Here is a 26,081-nt window from a genome sequence, read left to right as displayed (position 1 = left end):
CTGCCACCTCAAACGTACTCGAGCCCGAGGCGCTGGGCGAGCGCCTGCTGGCGGAAAAGGCCGACCTCAGCGCAGCGAAAGCCGGACGGCAACACCTTCTCCGGATTGAAGAGCTCGCGCGGGTCGAAGCTCTTCTTGAGACCCGCCATCGCGCACAGGTCTTCCGTCGTGAAGACGAGCGTCATGTAGTCACGCTTTTCGAAGCCGATCCCATGCTCACCCGAGAGCGTGCCGCCGACATCGACGCAATACCGCAGGATTTCGGTCGTGCACTCCAGGACTCGCTCGACCTCGCCTGGTCGTTGCCGATCGAAGAGGACGAGCGGGTGCAGGTTGCCATCACCGGCGTGGAACACATTCGCGATCGACAACTTGTACTCCCGGCTCAGCTCCTCGACGCGCCGCATAGTCGCCGGAAGTTTCGTACGCGGCACCGTCGTGTCGACGAGATAATAGTTGGACGCGAGTCGACCCATCGCGCCGAAGGCCGACTTCCGCCCCAACCAGAGGAGATCGCGCTCCTCCTTCGTCCGGGCGACGCGGACCTCCCAGGCGCCGTGTTGACGGCAGATCTCGGCGACTCGCGTCGTGTTCTCGGTGACGATCTCCTGGAGGCCGTCCAGCTCGACCAGCAGCACCGCGCCAGCCTCGCGCGGGTAGCCAGCGTGGAAGGCATCCTCGACCGCCTTGATGGTCAGGTGGTCCATCATCTCCAGCGCTGCCGGCAGGATGCCAGCCGCGATGATCGCCGACGTACCGTGCGAGGCCGACTCGATATCCGGGAATGCCGCCAGCAGCACGCTCACCGCTTCCGGCAGCCGGGTGAGCCGCACCATCACTTTCGTGACGATACCGAGTGTCCCTTCCGAGCCGACCAGCACACCGGTCAAGTCGACGCCGGGGGTCTCCGGCACCGGTCCCCCGGTCCAGATCCGCTCCCCATCGGGAAGCACGACTTCTAGGCCGAGGATATGGTTCGTCGTCACCCCGTACTTGAGACAATGCGGCCCGCCGGAATTGTTCCCGACGTTCCCACCGATCGTGCAGGCACGTTGGGACGCCGGATCAGGCGCGAAGAAATAGCCGCGCGGCTGCAGCGCATTCGAGAGTTCCAGATTGATCACGCCCGGCTCGACGACGGCATACCCGTCACGCTCGTTCACCTCGAGAATCCGGTTCATCCGCGTCAACACGACCAGGATGCCGCCCCGCAAGGCGAGTGCACCGCCCGCGAGACCGGTTCCGGCACCACGCGGGATCACCGGCAAACCAACCTCGTTCGCCAGCCGCACGATGGCACTGACCTGTTCCGCGGTGCGCGGCAGAACGACGAAATCCGGGTGATGGTGCCCGGCGAAGACCTCGTCGGACGCGTCATACTCGTAGACGAGCAACTCGTCGGGTCGATCGAGAACGCCGTCGGCACCGACGATGGACACCAGGCGTTCCCGGATAGCTGCACGGTCCATGGGTGCCTCCTCCGTTGCGGATCGGTGAGCGGCGACGGATCGCGTGCCGACGCCGAAGATCACCTCAAGTATGACCCGACGATGCTGGGCACGCAATCGCACACGGCCCGAGACGCCTGCTCGCCTTGCGTTGCGCCGGACACGGAGGAGATGGCTACCACAACGCTGACTCGCTTGACGCTGGCTCGCTTGCCCTCCCTGAGCGATCCAGCCCTGCTCCGACGGTCCCGTACCATGCAGCGAGGAGTACACTGGGTCATGGCGAGCGAACCGACCGATGAGGAAAGGAACGAGCGCGGTGTCGACCCCTCAGTATTGGATTTTGGTCGGATCCCCCGAAAACTTCGAAGCGACGCGTGAGCACGGCTTTCGGATCCAGGGGTTCAAGTCCCGTCACCGCAAGAAAGCCGAGGCGATGCGTCCGGGAGACCGGATCGTGTACTACTTGACCGGTGTCCAGGGCTTCGCTGCCACCGCGACCGTGATCTCGGATTTCTTCGAGGATCACACACCGATTTGGAAGAGCAAGGACCCCAAGAAGGCCACAGAGGACTATCCCTGGCGCGTTCAGATCGAGCCGGACATCGTCCTGCCACCCGGTGTCGTCGTGCGAGCGGAAGCACTCGCACCCCAGCTCCACCACGTCCAGAAGTGGCCGCCCGCTCACTGGCGACTCGCCTTTCAAGGACAGCTCCACCGGATCGACGAGCACGATTTCGCCCTGATCCGTGCAGCACTCGCTGCGGTCGCGACGCAGGAGGGAGTCGCGCGCTGATGCACCGTGCCGTGCGCCTCATCAAAGCACTTATCGTCGCAGTCCTCGTCATGATCCTGAGCATCCTGCCGCCAGGTCTGCACTTTATCCTGGGGCCACTCTCGCCGCTGATCGGTGGGCTTGCCGCCGGTATCGTCGGTCGGCTACAGGGTGGCGAAGCTTTCGTCTTCGGGATCATCGAGGCAGTCGCTGCTGGGCTCACTGCCGGTGTCCTCTTACCACATCTCGGTCATCTCACATTGGGGACCGCGACGCTCTGGTTCTTCGCGATCATCGCGGCGCTGTACGCTGGCGTGCTCGGTGGCGCAGCAGCCTACTTCGGTGGACGGCAGGTGGGAATACGCTGAGGAAGGACGAGCTATGGGCTACTGTCCACGCTGCGGCGAACATTCCCCGTACCGCGAGGCCGATCCGGAGCAGACGCTCGAACTTCCGTCGATCCGCATCCGTATCGGATCCTGGATCGTTCCCTTGCCTCCCGATCTCGAAGACGGCGCGACGATCCGCTATGCGGGTTGCCTCTTCCGAGTTCGGAAAGAAGGGGATGCCTACGAACTCGTTCTGCTCCGAGTTGGGCATGCCTGAGCGGATCCACCGGTCAGTCACCGGAGTCACGTCCGACCGAGTCGCTCGTTCCAAAAGGCACGCCCGAGCGACCATGCCCACCAGACTGTCACTGCCCACACGGGGAGACCCAGCACGCGGACGATGTCGTCGAGCGGGAACTGATCGGCCAGGCCGAGCGACTCCTGGAGGAGGCCGAGGGTATTCGCACCGTCCAGGAAGGCCACTGTCGTCAGGGTGAAGACACGCAGCTGGCGCAGTTGCCTGGAGGCGAGTGCGAACGACACGACCCAGCTCGAATACTGCACACCGAAGCCTGTGGCCAGCGCCAAGAACGTGACGACGAAGAACGACTGGGCACGCGCTACCCACTGGATGGGTGGGAAACGGTGTCTGGCCGAAGAACCCGATCGATACCACGCAGATGGAGCGAGCATCGAGGCTCCGAGCAGCGCTCCCAGCAGCACCCAACGCCCGTGGCTGAAAACCTCGCTGAGCACGCGATCCGGGTGCATGGGGGCGAGGAAGCTGAATGTCTGCGACTGTGAAACGACGAAGAGAAGTTGGAGCAGCGCTGTGAGTCCCCACCAACCGAGCACCCCATGCTAGGAGACGACCGTTGCGACCACTGGTACCCAGCTTCCCGGGATCATCGACCGATACAGTGCAACGCAAGCGAGCGGGGCGAGACGACTCGCGATCAGCAGCGTACCGCGCTGCCGCCACTGGGGAACACAGCCGATGAACACCGGGACGAACAGCGCCGGCCATGGTTTGAGCGCAATCGCAACGCCCAACAGGAGACCAGCCAGGAAGACCCGTCCGCTGGCGATGGCAAGAGCGGCGAGTACCGCGGCCAAGAGGGGCTCCGCGTCGAACTGGCCATGGTAGGCGCACACGGAGACTGCCCCCGGATGCACTGAAGAGAGAACGGCAATGGTTGCACAAGTCTCCAGCGGTCGACGCGAGGAGACACGCGTGATGAGAAGCGTCAGCAGGACATCAGCCGGAACCGGCACGACTTTCACGAGGACCGGGAAGGGGAGCCGGTAGTCGGTCGCCAGACGATGTGCCAGGGCGTCGATGAAGAGCTGGAGCGGGAAGTACGGATGGCGTCCTTCGGCGAGCGGTGCTGGGTAGACATCGTGACTGAGGCGCAGGAGGCTTCCGACGATGGCAGAGGAGGCGATGTCGAAGGCTGCCCCAGAGGGAAGCAACAAGGCGGGAAGGAGGCGGGCGACGAAGGCGATCCCAACGCAGGTGACCACGACGCGCCGGTGCGAGCGCTCCGCCGCACGCAGAATCTGCGACGGCCCTGCGAACCGAAACCAGGCGAACGCCAGACCGACCAGCCAGGCTAACGCGAACTACGATCGCACGAGAAGGACGCTCCAGAACGAGCGAGGCGAGTTGACCAGCGCAGCGGCGAGCCACATTCGCCGCGCGAGGCCCAGTATACTCTTCGCTAGGCAGCGCGGTCGATGGTATCACGAGGGATCGCGGAACAACGAAAAGCCCCGGCAACCTGCCGGGGTGCCCTAGTGGAGATGGGGGGAATCGAACCCCCGTCCAGAGCGTTCAGCCGAGGATATCCTACAGGCTTAGTCGGTGTTTCACTGTCGCCGCCGGGCTCCCACCGACAGGATCCCAGTCAGCCGAGCCGGATTGCACTTGACCTCGCCCGCACCGGCGCTTGGGCGAGGGGCACCCCGGTCTTGCGACGCCCGCTCCAGACCCACCGGGGAAAGGTCCGGGCAGACGTGGCCGCGTGAATTACGCAGCCAGAGCGAGTTCGCGCTCGCCAGTTACTTTGGTGCCCCTTTTTACGAGTTCGTGGGCGACCTCGGCCTGCAATCCTCGGACCTACGGCCCTGTCGAATCCTGTCATCCCCATGCCGCAGTTCCGAGCGCATCAGATATTCTAATCGTCCGCGGTCGCTCTCGCAAGGGCTGGTCAGGCTCGGCCAACGATCGAAGCGGCCACGAAGAGCTGTCACTCCGCGTCTGCCCAAGGGGTTGCAGAGAAGAGGATCGGCTGGTAGACTGTAGTGTCGTTGCCCGTTGGACTGGGCACGCGCTGTTGGGGGGTGATCGTTCTCAGGTAAACGGAGGTCTGTGGGGAGTGAAGAGCCTGGGTCGACACGTCATTGTCGAACTCTGGGGTTGCAAGAATATCGACTCCCTGCACGCGGTCGAAGAGGCCATCCGCGACGCAGTCGCCGCAACGAACGCGACGTTGCGCGACCTGCAGGTCTTTCCCTGGGAGCCGTACAACGGGGTCAGTGGTATCGCTATCCTGTCCGAGTCGCACCTGAGCATCCACACCTGGCCGGAACTCGGGTATGCGGCTGTGGACGTTTTCACCTGTGGCGAGCACACCAACCCGGAGGCGGCGATCCCGGTGCTGCGGGAGCGGTTCCAGCCGGAGCGGATGGAAGTGATGCAGGTGAGTAGGGGGATGATCGTTGATTGACGGAGGACTCTGGCATACCGACGACCCGGAAGTCCCGAGTCAGCGGGTTTTCCTGCAGGTGCGCGACGTCCTGTATCGGGGCAAATCCCCGTATCAGGAGATCGCGATCATCGACACGGTCCTCTTCGGCCGTGCGCTGGTACTCAACAACGTGCTCCAAACGGCGGAGCGCGACGAGTTCTGTTACCACGAGATGCTAGTGCACCCGGTCATGATCGCTCACCCCAACCCTCGCCGGGTCCTGATCATCGGGGGTGGGGATGGGGGTGCGCTCCGTCGTGTCCTCCAGCATCCGGTCGAGCACGTCACGATGGTCGAGATCGACCAGCAGGTGGTGGAGGCGTGCCGCGAACATCTCTGGAACATCCATCGCGGCGCGTTCGACGACCCGCGCGTCGAACTGCGTTTCGAAGACGGCTTCGCCTACGTCGAACGGCGCTCCGGTACCTTCGACGTGATCATCGTCGACGGGCCGGATCCGCTCGGGGATACACCTGGCATGGTGCTGTTCTCACCGGATTTCTACAACGGTCTCGCCGATATGCTGGCACCAGGTGGCCTGGTCGTCCAGCAGACCGAATCACCGATGCTCCTGCCGATCCAGACGGCAGCGACGCACCTGCACCTCCGGGAAGTGCTCCCGATCGTCCGCACCTATATCACGACCGTGCAATCGTACGACAGTTTCTGGAGCTTTACCGTCGCCTCGCGCGACGTCGATCCGGCCGCACTCGACATCGAGACGGTCGCTCAGCGACTGCGCGAGCGCGGTATCGACGATTGCCAGTACTACTCACCGGAGATTCACTGGGCGGCGTTCCGTCTCCCGCCGTTCCTCCGGCACTTCATCGAGGACTCAGTCGCACTCGGACGCCCAGCTGATTCGCATCCGCTCCTACCGGAAGCAGCTGTCCGGCGCTCGACGGCGTGAGACCAGTGAACTCGATTCTTCGGGGCAGCGGCACCCGACACTGCCCCTCTCGCGTTCGTCATACGGACACAGCGCTGCTCGACGGCGCTAGGGATTGATGAAGTACGACCGGCACGCTCGGTCGATCAGATCCGGGGTGAGCCGCGGTTCACGCCCGAGATAGCGCGCCGCACCGACCAGCACGCGGAGGATATCGCGCGGGTGGCAGGCCCGTAGCTCGCGCTTTCCTACGTAGTACGTCCGCAACAAATAGGCGAGCCCCTGCGGCTCGAACGGTATACCAAGCTCCTCGCATTGCGCGCGGAAGATCTCAGCGAACTGCTGAACGGTCGGATTCGCCAGATGAATCTTGTTTGGAATCCGGCGGAGAAACGCTTCGTCCACCAGGTCGGTCGGCTGCAAGTTCGTCGAAAAGATCACCAGTCCCTCGAAGGGAACCTCGATCTGCTTCCCGGTGTGGAGCGTGAGGATATCGATCCGTTGCTCGAGCGGGACGATCCACCGGTTGAGGATCGCCCGGGGCGGAACCCGCTGCCGACCGAAGTCGTCGATCAACAGCACACCGTTGTTGGCCCGCAATTGAAGCGGCGCTTCGTAGAAGCGATTCCGTTCGTCGTAGATGAGATCCAGCTGTTCCAGTGTCAGCTCACCACCGACCTGGATCAATGGCCGTTCACAGAGCACCCAGCGTCGATCGCCCGGAGGTTGGTTGGCGACCGGATGGTGATGATGGCGATCGAACACGCGAATGATCTGCGAATCGGCCAAGATCGCGTACGGAACGAAGACGGTGCCACCGTACATGGCCGTCACGCGCTGGGCGAGTGCAGTCTTCCCGTTTCCCGGCTTGCCGAACAGAAAGATCGCCTGACCGGAGTTGAGCGCCTGACCGATCTGGTCGAGCACCGTATCGGAGAACACGAGCCGCCCCAACGCTTGTCGCACAGCCGTAGGTGTCACTGCGACACGGCGCAGGCTCTGCGCCTGGACGATCACCCGATACTGCTCGATCGGCACCGGAGCCGGGCCGATGTACCCGTTTCGGCCGAGAAACTCCTGTGCGCGCTGATGCCCTTTGGTGGTGAGGACATACCGGTAACCCAGCTCACCGATCCCGTTACTGCCCGTAACCTCGACGAGCTCCTCCCGCTTCGCTTGGGTCAGCGCTCGTTCCAAAACACCCGTGTACGGGACGCAGAGCGCTTCGACTAAGTCACGGGCCGTTTGACTACCGTGCACATAGAGATACTTGAGTGCAAGTTCGACGAGCAGCTGAAGATCGAACCCTGCCTCGTCGAGTATCGAAGGCTGGGGAATCGCCAGAATCGACTCGCTCTGCGTCTTCGCTGTCATCGCGCACGATACCCCGGACGCATCACCCTGCTGTCCCTCCCAGAGGTATTTCGGCGAGGGCCGCACACTTCCTGAGGGGACTCTCGACACTCCGATCCTAGCCACAACGGGCTAGGAAGAGTCCGGGAGAAGGACACGGTCGCCTTCGGAAAGTCCCGCTGCGACCTCGACCATGCCGCCGCTCCGCAACCCGAGTCGCACTTCGCGTTCCTCGCGGCCGCGATCGGTCAGCACCGTGACGAAAGCCCGCTCACCGACCGCCCGGATCGCCCGTTCGGGTACGAGCAAGACCGACCGACGCAGCACAGCATCGATATGCATGGTTGCCGTCATACCCGGGCGCAGGGCTTCGTTCCCACCGTCGAGGCGAACCAGCACTGGGAACCCCACCACCCCTGCTTGCTGGCTCGCACTCCGCCCGAACGAGACGACCGTCCCATTCCCTTCCCAGCCGGGTAACGCATCGACCGTGATGCGCACCTGCTTTACGTCCGCCAGATACTGTGCATCGACCTCGTCGACCGTCGCCGAGACCCCCAACGGCTCCGCCAGTGCGATGCGCGCCACGACCGTACCGGCACCGACAGGAGCCCCCTCGGTCACCGTGACTTCGGTGACGATGCCGTCCGACGGCGCCAGGACATACTTGTCGGCTAACCGCTCCGTCGCCTCTCGATACGCGTCCAACGCCCGCCGTCGCTGCTCTTCCGCGCGTACGCGCGTCTCCACTGGGGCTCCGCTCGCCTCGGCCTGCGCGAGTGCCGCTTCGGCTTGCAAGAGCTGCTGTCGGGCCTGTTCGTGCCGGCTGAGGAGTGGGCTGTCGTCGAGTACCGCGACGATGTCACCAGCCTCAACCGTGTCACCAGGTTGCACGGCGACCACACGCACACGCGTGTCGTAGGCAGCGCGAGCTGCCACGCTCCGCAACGCGACGACACGCCCAGGAAGCTCCAGCGAACTGGTCAGGTCTCCCCGCCGTACGACCCACACCGTCTCGCTCGGGCGCCGGGACCACCAGACGGCCACCAGAGCACTGGCAACGAGCAGAACCACCAGCCCGAGCGCGAACCACCATCGTCGGCGCTCACTCATAGCGCAACACCTCGACGGGACGAATCCGCGTCGCGACGACGAGTGGAACGAGCATCGCTGCGCCGGCCGAAACGACCGCCGCGCCGAGTACCAGCATCTCCAACCGGTGACCCCAGGCGAGCGGGACGTGGAACAGGTGAGCGCTGATCACCTCGAGAATGGCCGTGCCCGAGACGATACCCACCGGAAAAGCGAGCAACGCTGCCAATGCCACGATCACGAGCGCCTGGCCAGCGAGGAGCACAGCGAGCGTTACCGATTCCGCACCGATCGAGCGCAGGATCCCGAGTTCCCGACGCCGCTCGCTGATATCGAGAAGGAGTGCATTGCCGATCCCGAAGACTGCAACCGATACGACGACCAGAACAACTGCTCGCGCCAGCACGGTCAAGATGGCCAGTACCCGCTCGGTCGCCGCACGGTCGTCAGCCATCAGCAAGGTCAACGGTCGCAGCGAACGCTCGTGCTGTTCGACCGCTGTCAGCACCCTGGCAGCATCTGCCGGCATGTGCACCCAGAACTGCAGCGCATAGAGCGATGGCCGGTCCTCGCGCCCGAGCAGCTTCTCGAGCACGCTCCGTTCGACGAAGACTTTCCCGATCGTCGTCGCTCCGAGATAGGTGCTTTCGTCATCGACGACCCCGATCACACGGACCGGGATCCGGCGAGATCCGAGATCCAGCGACACGACGTCACCGACACCGGCCTGCACGCGCGCAGCAAGATTCGCTGTCAGGACGACTGCTGGCGGCCAGGTGGGCTCGAGCCAACTCCCAGCGACCAGCCGGGGATCGTACACCACTGTCTCCGCTGGCACGCCCCACACGTCGGTCCGCACCGAACCGATCGCGCCCTGCATCATCGTCCACGGTTCAGCAGCTCGCACCGGTGGAAGCTGTTCTAAGCGGCGAGCGTACGTCGGCGGCACGCCCGGATTCGTCAGCATCCAAGCATCCGCACGGTAACGCGTGTAGAGATCGGCGATCGTCACGCGAAGCGAGTGATCGACCACTTGGCTGGCAAGCACTGCGCTCAAGGCGACCGCACTCGCTGCGACGATGAGCGTCGTCCGGAGCGGCCGCCGGAGCGGGTCGCGGAAACTCATCGCGACGATCGGAGACCAGCGACCGAGCCATCGCGTCGATCGCGTGAGCACGCGAGGAGCGGCCACTCCAGTTGTCGCTTCACCGCGCAAGAGCATCGCCGCTGGCCGCCGAACACTCGCCAGGAGCGGCACGAGCGACCCGAGAACAGCGATGCCGACCCCGACCGACAGCGCCAGCGCCAGCACGCTCCAGGAGAACGTAAAGGGAGGGAGTACTAGCCCTGCCAGACGAGTGAGCACTGCACTCAGGATCCTTCCCCCTACCTCCCCGAACACGAAACCGATGAGCCCTCCGCCGATCCCGAGGAGCAAGGAGGGAGACACGTAGAGCGCGAAGAGCTGCCACTGCGTTGCACCGAGCGCACGCAGCGTACCGAGGTGCGGTCGCTCCTCGGTCATGAGGCCGACAGTCGTATTGGCGACGATGAACAGCGCCACCGCCAGCCCGAGCAGAGCGAACGCCTGCAGCAGCATGATGAGCGTTCGCAGTTCGCGTACACCCAGGAACGACTCCGGATCGCGGACAGTCCAGCCATAGCTCGACACCTCGCGGGCTGCGAGGAACCGCTGGAGCTCCGTCGCGACTCGGCCAGCGAGCGCCGGCTCTTCGACCTTGACGAGGAGTGTGTTCGCGCTGTCCGTCGCGAGCTGCTGTCGAAGCTCGCGGTCAGGGACGAAGCCGGTCAGCCGGTCGAGGAGCGACGCATCGGGCCGGGCCGGAACCCAGGCAAAACCACTCACACGTGCATAGGTGATCGGATCGCCCGGGTTGGCCTGCAGTGCGACGAGCGAGCCGATGTCGACCCCGATTAGCCGCTCGGCAGCGACATCCAGCACGATCTCGCCGCGCCCAGGCCACCGCCCGGAGATCAGTTCAGGACGATCGAGCCGAATATCGTCAAAACGAGCGATCCCGACGAGTCGAATGGGAATCCACCGTCCACCGGCCGAGACCCGGCTCGGCTGGACCGTGCGGGCCTCGGCGGATACCACACCGTCACGGCGGGAGAGCGCCGCCAGGAGGCTGGGCGTGAGACGCGGAACCGTGGCGACGATGTCGGGTTGCGCGGTATCGGCATAGGTCCGACGTTGCGCTTCGACGAGTGTCCGACCGGTCGAGACGATCGCAACGATCGCGAAGACACCGAGCACGATGCTCGCCAGCGCCAGCACTGAGCGGATCTGCCGGACGAGCAACGACCGCAACGCGAAGCGAAGGACGAGTGTCGAGCGCATCGATCCATCCGCTCGTTCGTGAGGCGATTGTACGCGACTGCTCGCATCCCCGCCGATAGCCGTACGCTCCGATCCGCGCACTGCCCCACTCGACAGTTCGCTGCTTGCCGAAAGGCCACGCCCTCTGGTAGAGAAATACAAGGTTGTTCATTTATGTGGGACCGCCGGTTATGGAGATGGATGGGTACCTCGTGAGGAGGAGGGAACCGATGGACCAGCTCGAGGTCTTGCGACGAGCGGTGGCGAGCGGGCAAGTGACGCGGCGAGACGTGCTCAAGCGGGCTGCTACGCTCGGACTCACCGCACCAGTGATCGCCTCGCTCCTTGCTGCCTGTGGCGGCGGTGGACAGGCGACACCGACGGCCGCACCGGCAGCGCAAACGCCCGCGGGGCAGGCCTCGCCGACCCAGGGTGCGGCGACGGCGACACCCCAAGCACAGGCGACGCAACCAGTACCCAGCCAGCGCGGTGGTGGCGGGACGCTGCGGCTGCTCTGGTGGCAGGCACCGACGATCATCAACCCACACCTGGCGCAAGGTACGAAAGACTTCGATGCATCCAATATCGTGCTCGAGGCTCTCGCCTACTTCGATGCTGAGGACAAGCTGGTGCCCCGGCTCGCCGAAGAGATTCCCTCGGTGGAAAAGGGAACGCTCGATCCAGAGGGACGTTGGGTCATCTGGAAGCTGCGGAAGAACGTCAAGTGGCACGACGGCCAGCCCTTCACGGCCAAGGACGTCAAGTTTACGTGGGAGTACGTGACGGACGAGAAGACCACCGCCACGACCATTGCCTCCTACCGTGCGATCGAGAGCATCGAGATCATCGACGACCACACGGTGAAGGTGACTTTCAAACAGCCGAATCCGGCCTGGTTCGAGCCGTTCGTCGGGGACTTCGGGCTCATCCTCCCCGAGCATATCCTGCGCGAATACAAGGGCGAAAAAGCCCGCAATGCGCCCTTCAATCTGAAGCCGATCGGGACAGGCCCCTACAAGGTGGTCGATTTCCGGCCCGGTGACGTGGTCGTCTACGAAATCAATCAGGATTATTGGCAGGAGGGCAAGCCCTATTTCGACCGAGTCGAGATGAAAGGTGGTGGAGACGCGACGAGCGCTGCCCGGGCCGTGCTCCAGACCGGTGAAGCGGACTGGGCTTGGAACCTCCAAGTCGAAGCCCAGGTGCTCCTTCAGCTGGAGAAGGCCGGCCAAGGCAAGCTCGTCATCGGACCAGGTGCCAATACCGAACGTATCATGGTCAACTTCGCGGATCCGCACACCGAGAAGGACGGCGCTCGGGCTGAGCCGGACGTGCCGCACCCGTTCCTGACCAACAAGAATATCCGCCAGGCGATCGCTCTGGCGATCCGGCGAGACGTCATCGCTGAGCAGCTGTACGGCCCAGCTGGCCAGGCGACCGCGAATAACTTGAACGCACCGGCCCGCTTCAAGCATCCCGATCTCAAGTGGGAGTTCGATCTGGAGAAGGCGGCCCAGCTGCTCGACGAAGCTGGGGCGAAAGACACGAACGGTGACGGCGTCCGGGAGTACAACGGAAAGCCGCTCTACCTGCTCTACCAGACCTCGATCAACTCGATCCGCCAGCGGACCCAGGAAATTATCAAGGCGGAGCTGGAGAAGATCGGCTTTCAGGTCGAGCTCAAGTCGATCGACGCGTCAGTCTTCTTCTCCTCTGATCCGGGGAACCCGGACACCTACGGCCACTTCTATGCTGACCTCGAGATGTACACCAATGGCCCGACGAATCCGTTCCCGCTCAATTGGGCGCGCCGATACCATTCACGTGAAGTAGCACGCAAGGCCAATAACTGGTCCGGTGTGAACATCACACGGTACCAGAATCCCGAGATGGACAAGGTGTTGGACCAGCTCGCAACGGAGTTGGATCCTGAAAAGCAAACACAGCTGTTCCGGCAAGTAAACTGGATCACTGTCACCGATGTCGTCGAAATCCCGCTCGTCCACCGGAACGAGGTGTCGGCCGCAGCCAAGAACCTGACGGGCTATCAGACATCTACCTGGGCATCGGACGTCTGGAACATTGCCGACTGGCGACGCGCGTAACGGGCCACCTATCCGCTCGTTCTCGCCACCGGATCGACTCCTCCCCGATCCGGTGGCGATCTTCATTGTGTCGGCACGACAACGCATTCACCGACAACCTTGCCGTCCCGGAGTTGAACGATGCGCTGTGCCCTCGTGGCGATGTCCATGTCATGAGTAACGAGTACGATCGTCGTACCGGTGCGCCACGCTCGCTCGAAGAGTTCCAACACTACTGCGCCAGTCTCGCTGTCCAGGTTACCGGTCGGCTCGTCGGCAAGAAGCAGCAAAGGGTCGTTGGCCAACGCACGAGCGATCGCCACACGTTGCCGTTCACCACCGGAAAGCTCGCTCGGCAGACGATGGGCAACGTGCCCGAGACCGACCATCTCGAGCAGCTCCCGGGCCCGCCGCGATGCCCCAGCCCGTCCCTCCAGCACCATCGGAAGCTGCACGTTCTCGAGCGCCGTGAGCGTCGGTAAGAGCTGAAAGAACTGGAACACGATGCCGACCGTGCATCGCCGCCAGCGGGCGAGCGCTTCCTCATCGAGCGCCCCGAGATCCACCCCGGCAACCCGAACTCGTCCAGCCGTCGGCCGATCCAGGCCAGCGACCAGGTTCAGGAGCGTGGATTTGCCGCAGCCAGATGGGCCGACGATCGCCACCCACTCCCCAGGCTGGATCGTCAGCGAGACCTCGTGCAATGCGACGACCTCACGACGCCCGTCCCGGTAGATCTTGCTGACTCGGTCGATGCGGACGAGCGGTTCTCTTTCCATACCGCGAATCCGAAGGCGGTGACGGTCAACGCCGGAGAAGGTTCGCAGCGACCAGCAAGATCCCTGCACCGATCACCGCTACGACAAGACTCCACAGGAACCCAGCTGACCCACGAATGCCGAGCACGTTGAACAGATAGCCGCCGATGACGGCGCCGACGAGTCCCACCGCGACATTGCCCAGGCACCCGAATCCCCTACCACGGGTGAGCAACCCCGCGATCCAGCCAGCGAGGAACCCGATCACGAGCCAGCCGAGCAAGGAACGTGGCTCAGTCGGTATCACCGGCCCTCCTTTCGTCCACTGCGTGCTCGTCATACACCGGGCCGAGGTGGGCGAACGGATCCGGCGGGCATTGCTCCAGGAGTTGCCGATCGCGTGGGGTCAGTGATGCACGAGCGAGGAGATCAGGCCGACGCACCTTGGTTCGGCACAATGCCATCATGCGCCGCCATTCGGCGATCTTGGCGTGATTGCCGCTGAGCAGGATCTCCGGAACGCCGAGACCACGAAACACCGGTGGCCGCGTATATTGCGGATACTCGAGCAGACCGGAACTGTGCGATTCCTCCGCCAGCGACTCCGGATCGATGACTCCCGGTACCAGACGACTCACGACGTCGATAACGACCGCGGCTGCGAGTTCCCCACCCGTCAGCACATAGTCGCCGATCGAAAGTTCCCGTGCCCTGAGGAGGATCCGCACGCGATCGTCAATGCCCTCGTAACGCCCACACACCAGCGCCAGCCGCGGATACCGAACCAACTCCCGCGCGACCTCCTGCGCGAAGACCTGTCCTGATGGGCTGAGGAGAATCACCGGTGTCGTGGCCAGGTCAGCTCCGAGGACATCCTCGACTGCGTGGACGATCGGCGGTGCCATCATCACCATCCCGGGGCCACCGCCATACGGCGTGTCGTCGACTGTGCGATGCTTGTCGGTCGTCCAATCACGGATATTGTGGAGAGCGATCTCGATGAGCCCCTTCTGCTGGGCCCGCTTGAGGATACTCTCGTTCAGAAAACCGCTGAACATCTGCGGGAAGATCGTGAACACGTCGAACCGCATACGCGCTCGCTCCCCTCGCAGAGAGCCTACCAGATCGAGCCGTAGCCACGGCACACCGGTCGGGAGCGAGCACGACACATGGTCACGAACGCCCGTCCAGAACACTGTTGGTACCTGACGTCCGTTGATAGCCGACGCGCAAGCGGAGCCCCTGTGAACCGGCGCGCTGGTTGGCCTCGGTCACAGCGGCACACCGGAAGATCTCGAGCGAGGTCGTCGAGCCTACGACAAGGTAGGCTGGGGGACAGTCTTGTCCTGGGCAGCCTCGCTCGCCCGGGCGAGGGCTCGCTCGAACGCCGCGACGACAGCCGGATCGAATTGCGTTCCGGCCCCACGCCGAAGTTCCGCGAGGGCCTCGTCGTGCGTCAAGGCACGCCGGTAGGGCCGATCGGTCGTCATCGCATCGTAGGTATCGGCGACGGCGATGACCCGCGAGCCGAAGGGTATGGCCTCACCAGCGAGCCCATCGGGGTAGCCCCGCCCATCCCAACGCTCATGGTGATGCCGGACGATCTCGACGATGTGGCGATAGGGGCTGAGATGGCGCAGGATCTCGCTGCCATCGACCGGATGCCGTTTGATGACGGCGAACTCGTCCTCGGTCAGGCGCCCGGGCTTGCGCAGGATCGTGTCGCTCGTGGCGACCTTCCCGAGGTCGTGGATGCGGGCCGCGGAGATGATCGCCTCGCGTTCCTCCGCGGAGAGCTCCGGAAATTCGTCGAGGATCAGTGCGGTCAGCTGAGCTACCCGCTGAGAGTGCGCAGCCGTGTAAGGATCCCGCCGATCGAGCAGGTCGGCCAGGAGTTCGAAGGTGCTCTGCGTCTCGTGATGGAGCTGGCGGTAGTCACGGAACGCCAGGTACGGCCCGAGCAGCGGGATCACCATGAGGACGAGCGCCAGCGGATGCTCCTTGGCTAGGATCGGAAAGAGACTCCCCAAAGCGGGGAGCGCCAGGAACTCGACCAGCAACCCGCGCGCCATCGAGCGCCAGAGATACCAGGCACTGGTGCCCATCGCGACGGACAGAACAACTCCCAAAAGCAGTGTCTGCCCAATGGCTGACGTCAATGCTGCAAGCAACATTGCACCGAAATTGCCCAGACTTGACAGTGGTGACCCAGAATCCGCAAGAGTGTAATAGATAGATCCAGCAATAATACCCTGAAGTGCGAAATTGTTTGCATTCACCAGCACCTTGATCGGTTCGCGACGTTCCAGTAGGTCATCGGCAACTGCGCCCACTACGGCGGCGACGACACCCCAGAATGGCCCCACCGTGAGCACAGCTGCGAAGTTCACAGCTGACGAAACGGAGACGGTAACACGAGTGTACGGAATCGGCAGATCGATAGCCAGCTGCTCGGCGATGATGACCAACGTTACAAGAATAGCTGTGGTGAATAGGGTCCGTCCGTCAAAGCGGGTGGTAGGATGCCAGATGGCAAACGCGACAACGCTTGCGACATTAATGACCGCAAGCACCAAAAGGACCGGCATAAGCCGCGTGAGATTTTCCGACGAGCGCCCTGTGCCCATTACACTGCAGAGCCCCTGGGCTCAACTCTACCACTTGCATTCTTCCGCGAAGGTAGCCCGGTTGTCCCGACTTCTATCGGGAACAGATGACTGCCGTTGAGTACAGCATTCCCCGTTGCGATAACAGGCACAAAAGAAAAAAGCGAAGAAACCCCGGACGCCGTTTCACCAGGACGACCGGGGCCGTGTATGCGAGCTACACCGCAACTAGCGTAGCTTCCAGCTCTTCCACTTCATCCTCGGAACCCTTCCCCTTCGAACAACCGACCCGCACCCGTAGTACTCTCGTCCTGCGCGAACCCGGCCGGTCGTCCTCGCAGCGAGTACTACTGGTCAGTCTCACTATAGTACGAAGGGCCCGGTCTGTCAATACCTGAGTACGCAAACCTTCGTCCTTCTCCTGCCGGCTCGTGGCCCCACACGAGCCAGCAAGCTGCTGTCGTTCCCTGGCTCAGGCGAGTGCCCAGCGAGCGGCCTCCAGTGGCCTGGGGTGCCCCTCCTGCGTCCCGCAACGAGCCTGTTCCGCCACCCGCTTCTGCCAGCGTGTTGCCGTGACCCTCGCGCGGATGCTAGGCTCTGCGCGAAAACGGGAGGGTTCGGTGGGTCTTCAGCCGTTCCGTCGCATCCTCGTCACGGGTGGTGCCGGCTTTATCGGCAGCCATTTCGTCCGCCTGGCGCTCGAACACGATCTCGAAGTGGTCGTCCTCGACAAGCTGACCTACGCGGGCAGTCTCCTCAACCTCGAGGGTGTCCTCGACCATCCCCGGCTGCACTTCCTCCAGGGCGATATCGCCGATCCAGCTGCCGTCGCCGAGGCGATCGCTGGGTGCCAGGCGGTGGTCAATTTCGCTGCCGAAACGCACGTCGACCGCTCGCTCTTGGAACCAGCTGCCTTCGTGCAGACGAATGTCTGGGGAACGATGGTGCTCCTCGAGCACGCCCTCCGCACCGGGGTGCAACGCTTTCTCCACGTGAGTACCGACGAGGTGTACGGCGAGGTTCTCACCGGTGCCGCCCGCGAGATAGACCCCCTCCACCCGCGGAATCCCTATGCCGCGAGCAAGGCAGCTGCCGAACATTTCGTTTTCAGTTACTGGACCAGCTACCGGTTACCCGTCCTGGTCACCCGAGGCTGCAACACGTACGGCCCATACCAACATCCTGAGAAGTTCATCCCGCTCGCCATCACGAACCTCTTGAGCGGTCAGCCGATACCGCTCTACGGCGACGGCTTGCATGAACGCGACTGGCTCTACGTCGACGATCACTGCCGCGCCATCTGGACCGTGCTCCTCCACGGACAGCCCGGCCAGGCCTACAACATCGGCGCCAGCCAGCACCGACCGAACATCGCGGTCGCCCGTGCCATCGTCCACCTTCTCGGTGCCGATCCCGCATCGATCGTGCACGTCAGCGACCGCCCCGGCCACGACCGCCGGTATGCCGTCGAGTGGAGCAAGCTGGCTGCGCTCGGGTGGGCTCCCCGCACATCCTGCGAGGAAGGTCTTGCCCGCACCATCGCCTGGTATCGCTCCCGGCCGGACTGGTGGACAGCTCGCCGCGACGAAGCCTTCGCCGCGTACTACGCTCGCAACTATCGGGATCGCGGGACGCCAGTGACGCAGCCGTGACGCTGACGATCGACCTCGCCGTCGCCAAGACTCACCGAGCCGGCAACCGCGAGAGCGGTGACACGGTCGAACTCGTCGAGCGGCCGGGAGGTGGCATCTCGGTCGTCCTCGTCGATGCTCAAGGATCAGGCAACGCGGCCAAACTGCTGAGCCTCCAGGTCGCCGGCCACGTACTCGCGCTCCTCAACCAAGGTGTCCGCGATGGCGCGGCGGCTCGCGCCGCGCACGACTTTCTCTTCACGCTTCGGGGTGGCCGTGTGTCCGCAGAACTGGATATCGTCTCGGTCGATCTGGCCAGCCGCACGTTAGTCATTACCCGGAATAGCGAGGCCCCGTTGCTCCTGAGACGCAATGGCGGATTCGAGGTCGTCGCCTCGACGGGGGGTCGGATCGGTCTCTACCGCCACACGCGTCCGAGCGTTTCCGAGTGGCCGCTCGAACCGGGGCTGACCGTCATCGTGGTCAGTGACGGGGTCGCTCATGCTGGCCAGCGGTGGCAGCAACCGGTCGATCTCGTCTCCCTCCTCACCTGCACGCTCGCGGGCGAGCCCAGCGCGCAGGAACTCGCGGACTCCTTGCTCGCTGCCGCGATCGCCGCCGACCGCGGGCACCCACAGGACGACATGACGGTCGTCGCACTCCGCCTCTCTGCCGGCGGCTCGCCCCAGCCGATCCGACGGCTCGCGCTCACCGTGCCCCTCTCCGAGTGACCGGCGTTCGAAGGCTACACTTGCCTGCAAGGCGAGAGTGAGGACGGTGGATGCGCATCGTGCTGGTCGGGCCATGTGGCGCCGGGAAGTCGACGATCGCTCGGGAACTCTCCCGCCACGGCCTCGACGTCGTAGTAGTCGGGCAGGAGCATTCGATCATCCGTGACCTCTGGCGACGCCCGCATCCTGATCTCGTCGTCTTCCTCGATGCCAGTCTGGAGACCGTGCGAGCACGCCGTGGATCCGATTGGCCGGAATGGCTCTATCGCACGGAACAGGAACGCCTGGCCGAAGCGCGTGCTCACGCCGACCTCGTTCTCGACACGGGAGAACTGACGATCGACGAGGTCGTCCAGCGTATCCTCACCGTACTCGCGCAGCGGGGATGGAACGGGAACCGGGAAAGCCGATGAGCCGCCACGGCGTGATCCGCCTCATCCTCACGCTCATGCTCGTCCTCACCGCCTGCCGATTCGCGCAGAGCCCCGCACCGACCGCGCTGCCAGCCATCCCGACAGTGACCTCGACGGCAGCCATTCCCTGGGCGACCGCGAGCACCTCGACGCCCCACGCGTTCGCGCCGGGTACAGTCCTCGAAGCGCCCCCGGCCCCACCACCCCCGCCGCTCGCTGGGGAGCAAGTCCTCGTCCTCCCTGGCTCGCCCGATGGTCCGGTGACCCTCGATCCGGCACTCGTCCGAGACGTCGACTCGGCCTTCATCGTCCACCAGCTTTTCCGCGGTATCGTCCGCTTCGACGCCGATCTCCAGCTCGTTCCCGATTTGGCCGAGCGTATCGAGATCGGTCCCGACGGAACGACCTACACCGTGCAGTTGCGGCCTGACGCGACCTTCCACGACGGCTCACCGATCACCGCGCTCGATGTCAAGTTCTCGCTCGAACGTGCCTGCGATCCCGCACTCTACGGCGGCGATGGTCGCGGACTGCCGGCCTGGGGCACCTTGCGCGACCTGGTCGGTGCCGAGGATCGCTTGCTCGGTCGGCGAGATGACATTCCGGGCATCGAGGTCGTCGACCGGTTCACGCTCCGGCTCCATCTCGTCGCACCGCGGGCGACCTTTCTCCAGCGCCTCGCGTTGCCAGTCGCCAGTGTCGTGCAGCGTACCAACGTCGATCAGGGCCAGGACTGGTGGCGTCATCCCGTCGGGAGCGGCCCGTTCCGACTGCTCCGCTGGGAGCGAGACACGATCGTCCTGGGCCCACATCCCGGATACCAGCCAGCACCACCGTATCTCCGCGAAATCCGCATTCGTATCGGCGCCGCTGCGCTCTCGCCCCTCAACCAGTACGAGCGCGGGCAACTGGACATCGCTCCGGTCCCGCTCTCGGCAGTCGACCGGTTCATGGCGCCTGAATCGCCTTATCGTGCACAGCTCGTCGTGCAACCGCTCTTTGCCGGCACGTACGTGTTCTTCAATCCGGCTTTTCCACCACTCGACGATCCAGTCGTCCGCCGGGCCTTGATTGAAGCGTTTCCCCAGCAGAAGGTTGCTGACGTAACCTTCCAGGGCAAGGTAACCCGGGCCGACGGGATCGTGCCCCCGGGCATGGCCGGTCGCACGTGGCGTGGTCAGGTGCTCCCCTACGATCCGATGGCGGCTCGGCAGGCCCTGGCGGACCGCACGCTCCTCCTGGAAATCGCGAGCTCTGGGAGCGACCTGGCGGTGACGCTCGCGCAGGTGTGGGAGCGCGAACTCGGCATCACCACCGACGTGCTGCAGCTCGACTGGCCTGACTACCTGGCTGACCTCGATGCGCGGCGCCTCCCGATCTTCGTCTTCTCGTGGATCGCCGATTATCCGGACCCGGAGGCGATTCTCGACGCACTCTTCGCGACCGACAGTCCGTACCAGCCGATCGTGTACGAGAATCCCGACGTGCAACGCTGGCTCGAAGTAGCCCGACAGGCACAGGATCCCTCGATGAGGGTCGCCGCTTTCCAACGCGCACAGCAAGCGATCCTGGACGATGCCGTCGTCCTGCCGCTCGTCTTCGACGTGGAATACTTGTTGGTCGCACCACATGTCCGAGACCTGCCGGTGACACCGCTAGGTATCCTCGGACTGGAACGAGTCTGGATCGACCACACACGTGCCGCGCATCATCGACCGAGCGAACCGGTGCTGTTCACATGGTCGGATCGACACTGATCGTACCGCTCGAACTCGGCGACCTCCCTCGGCTCCGGCTCAAGTGGGGCAGCCGCTACAGCCTGCAAGAGGTTGCCCAACTGGTCCGGGAAGCCCCTGGTTTGTCACTCTGGGCCCCCAGCACGGGCGAGTATGTGCTCGCTGCCCCCTGGCGTCACCGTGGGGAAATCGTCCAAGTACAGGAACTCTCGTCGGGTACGCTAACCTACCATCTCGTGGACGCACTGGCCGAGACGGCGCGCGCTCGCGGCAAGGAACTCCTGGTCATGACACAGCAGTACGAGCGCAGGCCACCGGTATTCTACGAGAAAACGGGGTTCGAGCTGCTCGAGGAGATTCTCGTGTACGAGATGGTCCTGTACACGATTCCACCCGCCCCGAGCCGGCTCCGCTTCGAGCGTGTCACGATGGAGGACCCGTTCACGCTCGGTGAGCTTCTCGACCTCGACCACGAAGCGTTCGACTGGCTCTGGTGGAACACGCTCGAGGAATTCGACGAGTACATGAGCGATCCACGCGTCGATGTGTACCTGGGCCGCGAACGGGACGGAACCCCGGTGAGTTATGTCGGTGTGACGCGCTTTCGCGGCTGGGGACACCTCGACCGTCTCGCAGTCGCCCCAGCGTTCCAGGGGAAAGGGTATGGTTATGAATCGCTGGTGTGGGCGGTACGGGTCCTCGCCGCGCGCGGTGCACACCGGATCGGGCTGAGTACGCAGGCGAGCAACGGCCGCAGCCGGCAACTCTACGAGCGGTTCGGCTTCCGCCGAGTGCCGGATCTCGACTATCAGATCTGGGGGCGCTGGCTCACCGAACCGCTCGACGACTGGTCGAGCCGTGCCTAGTTCGATGACGGAGGAAGAGCAGAGTCGATGGGCAGTACGTTCGGCAAGCTGTTCCGTATCACAACGTGGGGCGAGTCACACGGACCGGCGCTGGGCGTCGTCGTCGAAGGATGCCCGGCTGGGCTGGAATTGAACGAGGAAATCATCCAACGCGACCTCGACCGGCGACGCGTCGGCCAGAGCGAAGTCACCTCGCCACGCCAGGAGCGTGACCGGGTCACGATCCTCTCCGGTGTCTTCGAAGGGAAGACGACGGGTGCCCCTATTTCGCTCATCACCTACAACGCGGACGCCGATTCGAGCAAGTACGAGCCACTGCGCGACGTGTTCCGTCCCGGACACGCCGACTACACCTACTGGGTGAAGTACGGCCATCGCGATCACCGCGGCGGCGGCCGCTCGAGCGCGCGCGAAACCTGGGGACGTGTCGCAGCCGGCGCGATCGCGCGGCAGCTGCTGCGCACGGTCGCTGGTGTCGAGGTCTACGGTTTCGTCCGCGAACTCGCCGGCATTTCGATCGAGACGTTCGATCGTGAAGAGATCGATCGGAATCCGGTACGGTGCCCCGATCCGGTCGCCGCCCAGAAGATGGTCGCAGCGATCCTCGAGGCGAAAGAGCAGAAGACGAGCGTCGGCGGCATCGTCGAGGTGCGCGCCGTCAACGTACCGCCTGGACTCGGTGAGCCGACGATGGACAAGCTCGATGCGCTGATCGGCTACGCCATGCTGAGCATCCCAGCCGTCAAGGGTGTCGAAATCGGTGACGGCTTCGCTGCTGCACGACTCCGCGGACACGAGCACAACGACCCCTTCGTCATGGAGAACGGGCGAGTGCGAACGCTGACCAACCATGCCGGTGGCATGCTGGGCGGGATCTCTACCGGTGAGGAGATCATCGTCCGGCTCGCGGTCAAGCCGACCTCATCGATCGCGCGGCCCCAGCAGACGGTCGATATCCACGGTAACGAGCGGACGATCGTCGTCGAGGGACGACACGACCCGTCCATCTGCCCGCGCGTCGTGCCAGTGGCCGAGGCGATGCTGCTCCTCGTCCTCGCCGACTGCTACTTGATGAACCGCGCCGCGCGGCTCTAGCGGCGGCTTCGACCGAGCGCCGCTTCGAGGCGCTCGAAAAAGTCGGGAAAGGTCTTGGCGACGCACCCAGGGTCATCGATGACGATCCCGGGGACGGCGCAGCCGAGCACTGCGAAACTCATCGCCATGCGGTGATCCTGGTAGGTTCGGATCACAGCTGGCCGAACTGACCCAGGGTAGATCGCCAGACCATCCGCGAACTCGTCCACCGCGAGGCCCAGGCGGCGCAGTTCCGTGGCGACTGCCGCGATGCGATCCGTCTCCTTGTACCGGATGTGCTGCACGTTCCGGATCACGACTGGCCCCTCGGCGAGGGGGGCGAGTGCCGCTAACGTCGGGACAGTGTCGGAAATCGCGTTCATGTCCGCTTCGATCCCGCGCAGCGGGCGTCGACCGATCACCGTGATGGCGTCCGGTTCACGGATCACCGTGCAACCCATCCGTTGCAGAAGCTCGACGAAGTGCACGTCTCCCTGCCTGGAACGCTCACCGAGATGCAGCACCCGTACCCGTCCGCCGGTCGCAGCGGCGAGTGCGAAGAAGTACGAGGCAGCAGAGGCGTCCGGTTCGATCTCGTACTGGCGTGCCTGGTACACCTGTCCCCCCGGAACCTCGAAGACACGGAAACCGTGGTGTCGCGCCTCGACACCGAAGTCAGCCATGACCCCGAGCGTCATCTCGACGTAGGGAACCGAAACCAGCTCGCCTTCCAGCTCGACCCGCAGCCCTTGCGGCAGGTACGGACCGATCATGAGCAGCGCGCTGAGATACTGGCTCGACACGTCACCGCGCATCCGCACGGTTGCACCACGGATACCGCCCCCTCGGAGACGAACCGGTGGACAACCGGTCCCCGCGATCGACACAGCGTCGACACCGAGTTGCTGCAGCGCCTCGAGCAGCGGCTGGATCGGTCGTTCGCGCATGCGTGGTACGCCGTCGATCACGTACTCGCCGGGGCCGAGCGCTACCATGGCGGTCAAGAAGCGTGCGGTCGTGCCGGAGTTGCCGACGAAGAGCTCGGCTCGTTCCGCGGGAATCTCCCCACCACGACCGTGGACGATCATCCGCTCGGCCGGCGCGTCGACCTCGACCGCGATGCCGAGTCGGCGCAGCGAATCGACCATGACCAGGCTGTCCTCGCTCCAGAGCGCCCCTTCGAGCACGCTCGTGCCACGCGCCAGTGCGGCGAGGACGAGCGCGCGGTTGGTCAGGCTCTTCGAGCCCGGCAAGCGGACGTCGGTATCCACCGGCCGCTCGACCGGCTGGATGGCGAGACGCTCCGGATACGTACGGTGCAGCGACATGGCAACTCCTTCGTCAGCGGTACTTGATGTCCCAGGAATACGGAATTTCCGGTGTATCGTATGGCAACCGGTATTCGTCGGGATCGTCCGGGTTGTAGGGCTCAGTGGGGAAATTGAGCAGATAGCACGGCTCGGTGCCGATATTCTTGAAGCCGTGCGCGACGCCCGGGGGGATCTTCAGGACGATCCGGTTGTCGTCGCCGAGAAAGAACTCGTTGAGCTCGCGATAGGTCGGCGAGTCTGGCCGGAGATCGAAGAGTGGCACCTTGATCATCCCGCGAATGCAGACGAAGTAGTCAGTCTGCTTCTTATGCCAGTGCCAGGCTCGGATGACTCCCGGCCAGGAGACCGACACGTAACACTGGCCGAACTTCTCGAAGAACGGATCGTCACAGCGGATCAGTTCGGTCAGGGAACCACGCTCGTCGACGTGCGTCACCAACCGCTTGATCTCCACTCCGTGGATCACGGCACTGTCCTCCGCGGTTTCACGGTCGTCAACGCCGAGCGAGTATAGCCGAGTCCACCCGCCGCTGGGCGACGACGAGCAATGACGGGCTTTCGTCGGACAGCGGCTCCAGGTCGTACGACCCGTACACCGCCTCGATGTCGAACCCCGCCGTTTCCAGCAGCAGCTCCAGTTCGAAACGATGGACGTAGCGGAGCGTGTAGGTGGCCACCCGCCGCTCGACCGCTCCGGTCTTCCCGTCCGTCCGATCGTAGAAGAGCGTGGTCGTGATCGTCTGCTCGGCGGGCTGCACCGACCGACTAGCGAACCGATCGAGCCGGCTGCCGTCGGGCAGCTGCCAGCTTCCGTCCCAGGCCAGCGGTTGCTCGAGCGCACGGAGCTGTTCCGGCGTCGGATGGAGCACATCGAGTACCAGCAGCCCACCCGTCCGGAGCACGCGGTGCAGTTCCCGGAGCGCCCGCTGCTGCGCCTCGCGCTCAGGCAGGTGGAGGAAGCCGTTCAGCGCAACGATCACCAGGCGATAGAACTCGTCCGGAAGCTCGTGGAGATCGACCATATCGGCCTGGTAGAGGCGGACCTGTGTGAGCCCCTCCTGCTCGAGACGCCGGCGAGCCCGCTCGAGCATGGCCGGAGAACGGTCGACGCCGTGCACGGTGTACCCGGCGCGGGCCAATGGAACGAGCAGTCGCCCCGTCCCGCATCCCACCTCGAGAATCGGGTCGCCGCTCCGTTGGGCGAACGCCAGATAGAGATCGACGTCGGTGTCGAAGTCGGCGAACTCGAGATCGTAAAATTCAGCGATGACGTCGTAGGCGTCCACGTTCACCACCTCGCTTCAGTGTACTGACTGGGAACGAGACCTGCTCGGCGCGTGGAGCACGCCGCCGCGCCGGGGCGGCAGTCAGGAGCGAGTTAGGAGAGAGCATGAGTAAGGGAACGGCGAAGGGCCGCGCGGACGAGAAGGTCATCGCGGTCAATCGCAAAGCCTATCATGATTACTTCATCGAAGAGGAGCTGGAGGCAGGCATCCAGCTGACCGGATCGGAGATCAAGTCCATCCGCGCTGGACGCGTCAACCTCCGGGATGCCTATGCCCGCATCGAGGACGGGGAACTCTGGCTCATCGGCATGCACGTGAGCCCCTGGCCCGGCGCGAGCGGAAAGCACCAGCACGATCCGACACGACCGCGCAAGCTTCTGGTTCACAAGCACGAACTCGACTACTTGCGCGGCAAGCTCGAAAAGCGAGGGTACACGCTCGTCCCCTTGCGTCTCGTCATCCGGCGGGGATTAGCGAAGGTCGATCTCGGCCTAGCACGCGGCAAGAAGCAATACGACAAGCGCGAGGCGATCGCCGAGCGCGAGGCCCGTCGCGAGATGGAGCGCGCGCTGAGGCCACGCTGGTAAC

26 protein-coding genes and 1 other RNA gene are annotated in these 26,081 nt (G+C 64.2%); 13 read left to right on the top strand and 14 right to left on the bottom strand.

What is annotated here, in order from left to right; all coding sequences use genetic code 11:
- Positions 1-8: 8 nt before the first annotated feature.
- On the bottom strand, positions 9-1,469 hold the full coding sequence (locus OO015_RS07595; protein ID WP_265940634.1) for an FAD-linked oxidase C-terminal domain-containing protein: 1,461 nt from the start codon (positions 1,467-1,469) through the stop codon (positions 9-11).
- Between the two features lie 298 nt (positions 1,470-1,767).
- Between OO015_RS07595 and OO015_RS07590 the strand changes: the two genes are divergently transcribed.
- From OO015_RS07590 to OO015_RS07580, 3 genes are read left to right on the top strand one after another with little or no spacing between them, the layout of a single operon-like run.
- Positions 1,768-2,244 carry an EVE domain-containing protein gene (locus OO015_RS07590; RefSeq protein WP_265940633.1) on the top strand — a complete coding sequence of 159 codons (477 nt, stop codon included), beginning with the start codon at positions 1,768-1,770 and terminating at the stop codon, positions 2,242-2,244.
- The gene (locus OO015_RS07585; RefSeq protein ID WP_265940632.1) at positions 2,244-2,591 is read left to right on the top strand and encodes a hypothetical protein; all 348 of its coding nucleotides are present in this window, start codon (positions 2,244-2,246) and stop codon (positions 2,589-2,591) included. The genes OO015_RS07590 and OO015_RS07585 overlap by 1 nt, the downstream gene beginning before the upstream one ends.
- Before the next feature lie 13 nt (positions 2,592-2,604).
- Entirely contained in the window at positions 2,605-2,829 is a 225-nt protein-coding gene (locus OO015_RS07580; protein ID WP_265940631.1) for a hypothetical protein, read from the top strand.
- 26 nt (positions 2,830-2,855) lie between these two features.
- Here the strand turns inward: OO015_RS07580 and OO015_RS07575 are convergent, their stop codons facing one another.
- From OO015_RS07575 to ssrA, 3 genes are all read right to left on the bottom strand, one after another.
- Positions 2,856-3,245 (bottom strand): hypothetical protein, encoded by a 390-nt coding sequence (locus tag OO015_RS07575; protein WP_265940630.1) that lies wholly within the window; start codon positions 3,243-3,245, stop codon positions 2,856-2,858.
- A 168-nt stretch (positions 3,246-3,413) separates the two neighbouring features.
- A complete protein-coding gene (locus OO015_RS07570) occupies positions 3,414-4,076 on the bottom strand; it encodes a glycosyltransferase 87 family protein (protein ID WP_265940629.1) in 663 nt (220 codons plus the stop codon).
- Positions 4,077-4,347: 271 nt separating this feature from the next.
- Positions 4,348-4,700: a transfer-messenger RNA gene (gene ssrA / locus OO015_RS07565) on the bottom strand.
- Positions 4,701-4,930: 230 nt separating this feature from the next.
- Between ssrA and speD the strand changes: the two genes are divergently transcribed.
- Positions 4,931-5,281 carry an adenosylmethionine decarboxylase gene (gene speD / locus OO015_RS07560; protein WP_265940628.1) on the top strand — a complete coding sequence of 117 codons (351 nt, stop codon included), beginning with the start codon at positions 4,931-4,933 and terminating at the stop codon, positions 5,279-5,281.
- Positions 5,274-6,212, top strand: coding sequence for a polyamine aminopropyltransferase (gene speE / locus OO015_RS07555; protein WP_265940627.1), 939 nt, complete (start codon positions 5,274-5,276; stop codon positions 6,210-6,212). The genes speD and speE overlap by 8 nt, the downstream gene beginning before the upstream one ends.
- 87 nt (positions 6,213-6,299) lie before the next feature.
- Here the strand turns inward: speE and OO015_RS07550 are convergent, their stop codons facing one another.
- The 3 genes from OO015_RS07550 to OO015_RS07540 all read right to left on the bottom strand — a co-directional run bounded on the left by OO015_RS07550 (position 6,300) and on the right by OO015_RS07540 (position 10,998).
- Entirely contained in the window at positions 6,300-7,565 is a 1,266-nt protein-coding gene (locus OO015_RS07550; protein WP_265940626.1) for an ATP-binding protein, read from the bottom strand.
- Positions 7,566-7,676: 111 nt separating this feature from the next.
- The gene (locus tag OO015_RS07545) at positions 7,677-8,657 is read right to left on the bottom strand and encodes an efflux RND transporter periplasmic adaptor subunit (RefSeq protein WP_265940625.1); all 981 of its coding nucleotides are present in this window, start codon (positions 8,655-8,657) and stop codon (positions 7,677-7,679) included.
- The gene (locus tag OO015_RS07540; protein ID WP_265940624.1) at positions 8,650-10,998 is read right to left on the bottom strand and encodes an ABC transporter permease; all 2,349 of its coding nucleotides are present in this window, start codon (positions 10,996-10,998) and stop codon (positions 8,650-8,652) included. Before OO015_RS07540 ends, OO015_RS07545 begins: the two co-directional genes overlap by 8 nt.
- 209 nt (positions 10,999-11,207) lie before the next feature.
- Between OO015_RS07540 and OO015_RS07535 the strand changes: the two genes are divergently transcribed.
- A complete protein-coding gene (locus OO015_RS07535; protein ID WP_265940623.1) occupies positions 11,208-13,082 on the top strand; it encodes a peptide ABC transporter substrate-binding protein in 1,875 nt (624 codons plus the stop codon).
- 62 nt (positions 13,083-13,144) lie between these two features.
- On the opposite strand, the gene OO015_RS07530 is transcribed toward OO015_RS07535, so the two are convergent.
- From OO015_RS07530 to OO015_RS07515, 4 genes are all read right to left on the bottom strand, one after another.
- On the bottom strand, positions 13,145-13,840 hold the full coding sequence (locus OO015_RS07530; protein ID WP_265940622.1) for an ABC transporter ATP-binding protein: 696 nt from the start codon (positions 13,838-13,840) through the stop codon (positions 13,145-13,147).
- A gap of 25 nt (positions 13,841-13,865) precedes the next feature.
- Positions 13,866-14,126 (bottom strand): GlsB/YeaQ/YmgE family stress response membrane protein, encoded by a 261-nt coding sequence (locus OO015_RS07525; protein WP_265940621.1) that lies wholly within the window; start codon positions 14,124-14,126, stop codon positions 13,866-13,868.
- Positions 14,113-14,910 (bottom strand): tRNA (guanosine(37)-N1)-methyltransferase TrmD, encoded by a 798-nt coding sequence (trmD, locus tag OO015_RS07520; protein WP_265940620.1) that lies wholly within the window; start codon positions 14,908-14,910, stop codon positions 14,113-14,115. Before trmD ends, OO015_RS07525 begins: the two co-directional genes overlap by 14 nt.
- A 222-nt stretch (positions 14,911-15,132) precedes the next feature.
- Positions 15,133-16,446, bottom strand: a complete 1,314-nt coding sequence (locus tag OO015_RS07515; RefSeq protein WP_265940619.1) for an HD-GYP domain-containing protein — start codon at positions 16,444-16,446, stop codon at positions 15,133-15,135.
- Between the two features lie 599 nt (positions 16,447-17,045).
- On the opposite strand from OO015_RS07515, the gene rfbB reads away from it, so the two are divergent.
- The 6 genes from rfbB to aroC are packed head-to-tail and all read left to right on the top strand — an operon-like array spanning position 17,046 to position 22,897.
- Positions 17,046-18,077, top strand: coding sequence for a dTDP-glucose 4,6-dehydratase (gene rfbB, locus OO015_RS07510; protein ID WP_265940618.1), 1,032 nt, complete (start codon positions 17,046-17,048; stop codon positions 18,075-18,077).
- Positions 18,074-18,787, top strand: coding sequence for a PP2C family protein-serine/threonine phosphatase (locus OO015_RS07505; protein WP_265940617.1), 714 nt, complete (start codon positions 18,074-18,076; stop codon positions 18,785-18,787). The genes rfbB and OO015_RS07505 overlap by 4 nt, the downstream gene beginning before the upstream one ends.
- 50 nt (positions 18,788-18,837) lie before the next feature.
- Positions 18,838-19,200 carry an AAA family ATPase gene (locus tag OO015_RS07500; RefSeq protein ID WP_265940616.1) on the top strand — a complete coding sequence of 121 codons (363 nt, stop codon included), beginning with the start codon at positions 18,838-18,840 and terminating at the stop codon, positions 19,198-19,200.
- Positions 19,197-20,957 carry an ABC transporter substrate-binding protein gene (locus tag OO015_RS07495; protein ID WP_265940615.1) on the top strand — a complete coding sequence of 587 codons (1,761 nt, stop codon included), beginning with the start codon at positions 19,197-19,199 and terminating at the stop codon, positions 20,955-20,957. The genes OO015_RS07500 and OO015_RS07495 overlap by 4 nt, the downstream gene beginning before the upstream one ends.
- Positions 20,939-21,802 carry a GNAT family N-acetyltransferase gene (locus OO015_RS07490; protein WP_265940614.1) on the top strand — a complete coding sequence of 288 codons (864 nt, stop codon included), beginning with the start codon at positions 20,939-20,941 and terminating at the stop codon, positions 21,800-21,802. Before OO015_RS07495 ends, OO015_RS07490 begins: the two co-directional genes overlap by 19 nt.
- 27 nt (positions 21,803-21,829) lie before the next feature.
- Positions 21,830-22,897, top strand: a complete 1,068-nt coding sequence (gene aroC / locus OO015_RS07485; RefSeq protein WP_265940613.1) for a chorismate synthase — start codon at positions 21,830-21,832, stop codon at positions 22,895-22,897.
- On the opposite strand, the gene aroA is transcribed toward aroC, so the two are convergent.
- From aroA to OO015_RS07470, 3 genes are read right to left on the bottom strand one after another with little or no spacing between them, the layout of a single operon-like run.
- Positions 22,894-24,204 (bottom strand): 3-phosphoshikimate 1-carboxyvinyltransferase, encoded by a 1,311-nt coding sequence (gene aroA, locus OO015_RS07480; RefSeq protein ID WP_265940612.1) that lies wholly within the window; start codon positions 24,202-24,204, stop codon positions 22,894-22,896. The two genes, aroC and aroA, sit on opposite strands and share 4 nt — an antisense overlap.
- A gap of 13 nt (positions 24,205-24,217) precedes the next feature.
- Positions 24,218-24,673, bottom strand: a complete 456-nt coding sequence (locus OO015_RS07475) for a dTDP-4-dehydrorhamnose 3,5-epimerase family protein (protein ID WP_265940611.1) — start codon at positions 24,671-24,673, stop codon at positions 24,218-24,220.
- Positions 24,674-24,701: 28 nt separating this feature from the next.
- Positions 24,702-25,493, bottom strand: coding sequence for a class I SAM-dependent methyltransferase (locus OO015_RS07470; protein WP_265940610.1), 792 nt, complete (start codon positions 25,491-25,493; stop codon positions 24,702-24,704).
- A 104-nt stretch (positions 25,494-25,597) separates the two neighbouring features.
- Between OO015_RS07470 and smpB the strand changes: the two genes are divergently transcribed.
- Positions 25,598-26,080 carry an SsrA-binding protein SmpB gene (gene smpB, locus OO015_RS07465; RefSeq protein ID WP_265940609.1) on the top strand — a complete coding sequence of 161 codons (483 nt, stop codon included), beginning with the start codon at positions 25,598-25,600 and terminating at the stop codon, positions 26,078-26,080.
- Position 26,081 lies beyond the last annotated feature (1 nt).

The sequence above is a fragment of the Thermomicrobium sp. 4228-Ro genome, from assembly GCF_026241205.1.
GTDB lineage: Bacteria > Chloroflexota > Chloroflexia > Thermomicrobiales > Thermomicrobiaceae > Thermomicrobium.
The sequence above is the reverse complement of the archived record's forward strand: the minus strand, read 5'-3'. Positions and strand labels throughout refer to the sequence as shown.

Bases quoted from the DNA above. Each gene is read 5' to 3' on its own strand.
- OO015_RS07595 (WP_265940634.1), bottom strand. From the start codon at position 1,469: ATGGACCGTGCAGCTATCCGGGAACGCCTGGTGTCCATCGTCGGTGCC.
- OO015_RS07585 (WP_265940632.1), top strand. From the start codon at position 2,244: ATGCACCGTGCCGTGCGCCTCATCAAAGCACTTATCGTCGCAGTCCTC.
- OO015_RS07580 (WP_265940631.1), top strand. From the start codon at position 2,605: ATGGGCTACTGTCCACGCTGCGGCGAACATTCCCCGTACCGCGAGGCC.
- OO015_RS07575 (WP_265940630.1), bottom strand. From the start codon at position 3,245: ATGCTCGCTCCATCTGCGTGGTATCGATCGGGTTCTTCGGCCAGACAC.
- OO015_RS07550 (WP_265940626.1), bottom strand. From the start codon at position 7,565: ATGACAGCGAAGACGCAGAGCGAGTCGATTCTGGCGATTCCCCAGCCT.
- OO015_RS07545 (WP_265940625.1), bottom strand. From the start codon at position 8,657: ATGAGTGAGCGCCGACGATGGTGGTTCGCGCTCGGGCTGGTGGTTCTG.
- OO015_RS07540 (WP_265940624.1), bottom strand. From the start codon at position 10,998: ATGCGCTCGACACTCGTCCTTCGCTTCGCGTTGCGGTCGTTGCTCGTC.
- OO015_RS07535 (WP_265940623.1), top strand. From the start codon at position 11,208: ATGGACCAGCTCGAGGTCTTGCGACGAGCGGTGGCGAGCGGGCAAGTG.
- OO015_RS07530 (WP_265940622.1), bottom strand. From the start codon at position 13,840: ATGGAAAGAGAACCGCTCGTCCGCATCGACCGAGTCAGCAAGATCTAC.
- trmD (WP_265940620.1), bottom strand. From the start codon at position 14,910: ATGCGGTTCGACGTGTTCACGATCTTCCCGCAGATGTTCAGCGGTTTT.
- OO015_RS07515 (WP_265940619.1), bottom strand. From the start codon at position 16,446: ATGGGCACAGGGCGCTCGTCGGAAAATCTCACGCGGCTTATGCCGGTC.
- OO015_RS07500 (WP_265940616.1), top strand. From the start codon at position 18,838: ATGCGCATCGTGCTGGTCGGGCCATGTGGCGCCGGGAAGTCGACGATC.
- OO015_RS07495 (WP_265940615.1), top strand. From the start codon at position 19,197: ATGAGCCGCCACGGCGTGATCCGCCTCATCCTCACGCTCATGCTCGTC.
- OO015_RS07490 (WP_265940614.1), top strand. From the start codon at position 20,939: ATGGTCGGATCGACACTGATCGTACCGCTCGAACTCGGCGACCTCCCT.
- aroC (WP_265940613.1), top strand. From the start codon at position 21,830: ATGGGCAGTACGTTCGGCAAGCTGTTCCGTATCACAACGTGGGGCGAG.
- aroA (WP_265940612.1), bottom strand. From the start codon at position 24,204: ATGTCGCTGCACCGTACGTATCCGGAGCGTCTCGCCATCCAGCCGGTC.
- smpB (WP_265940609.1), top strand. From the start codon at position 25,598: ATGAGTAAGGGAACGGCGAAGGGCCGCGCGGACGAGAAGGTCATCGCG.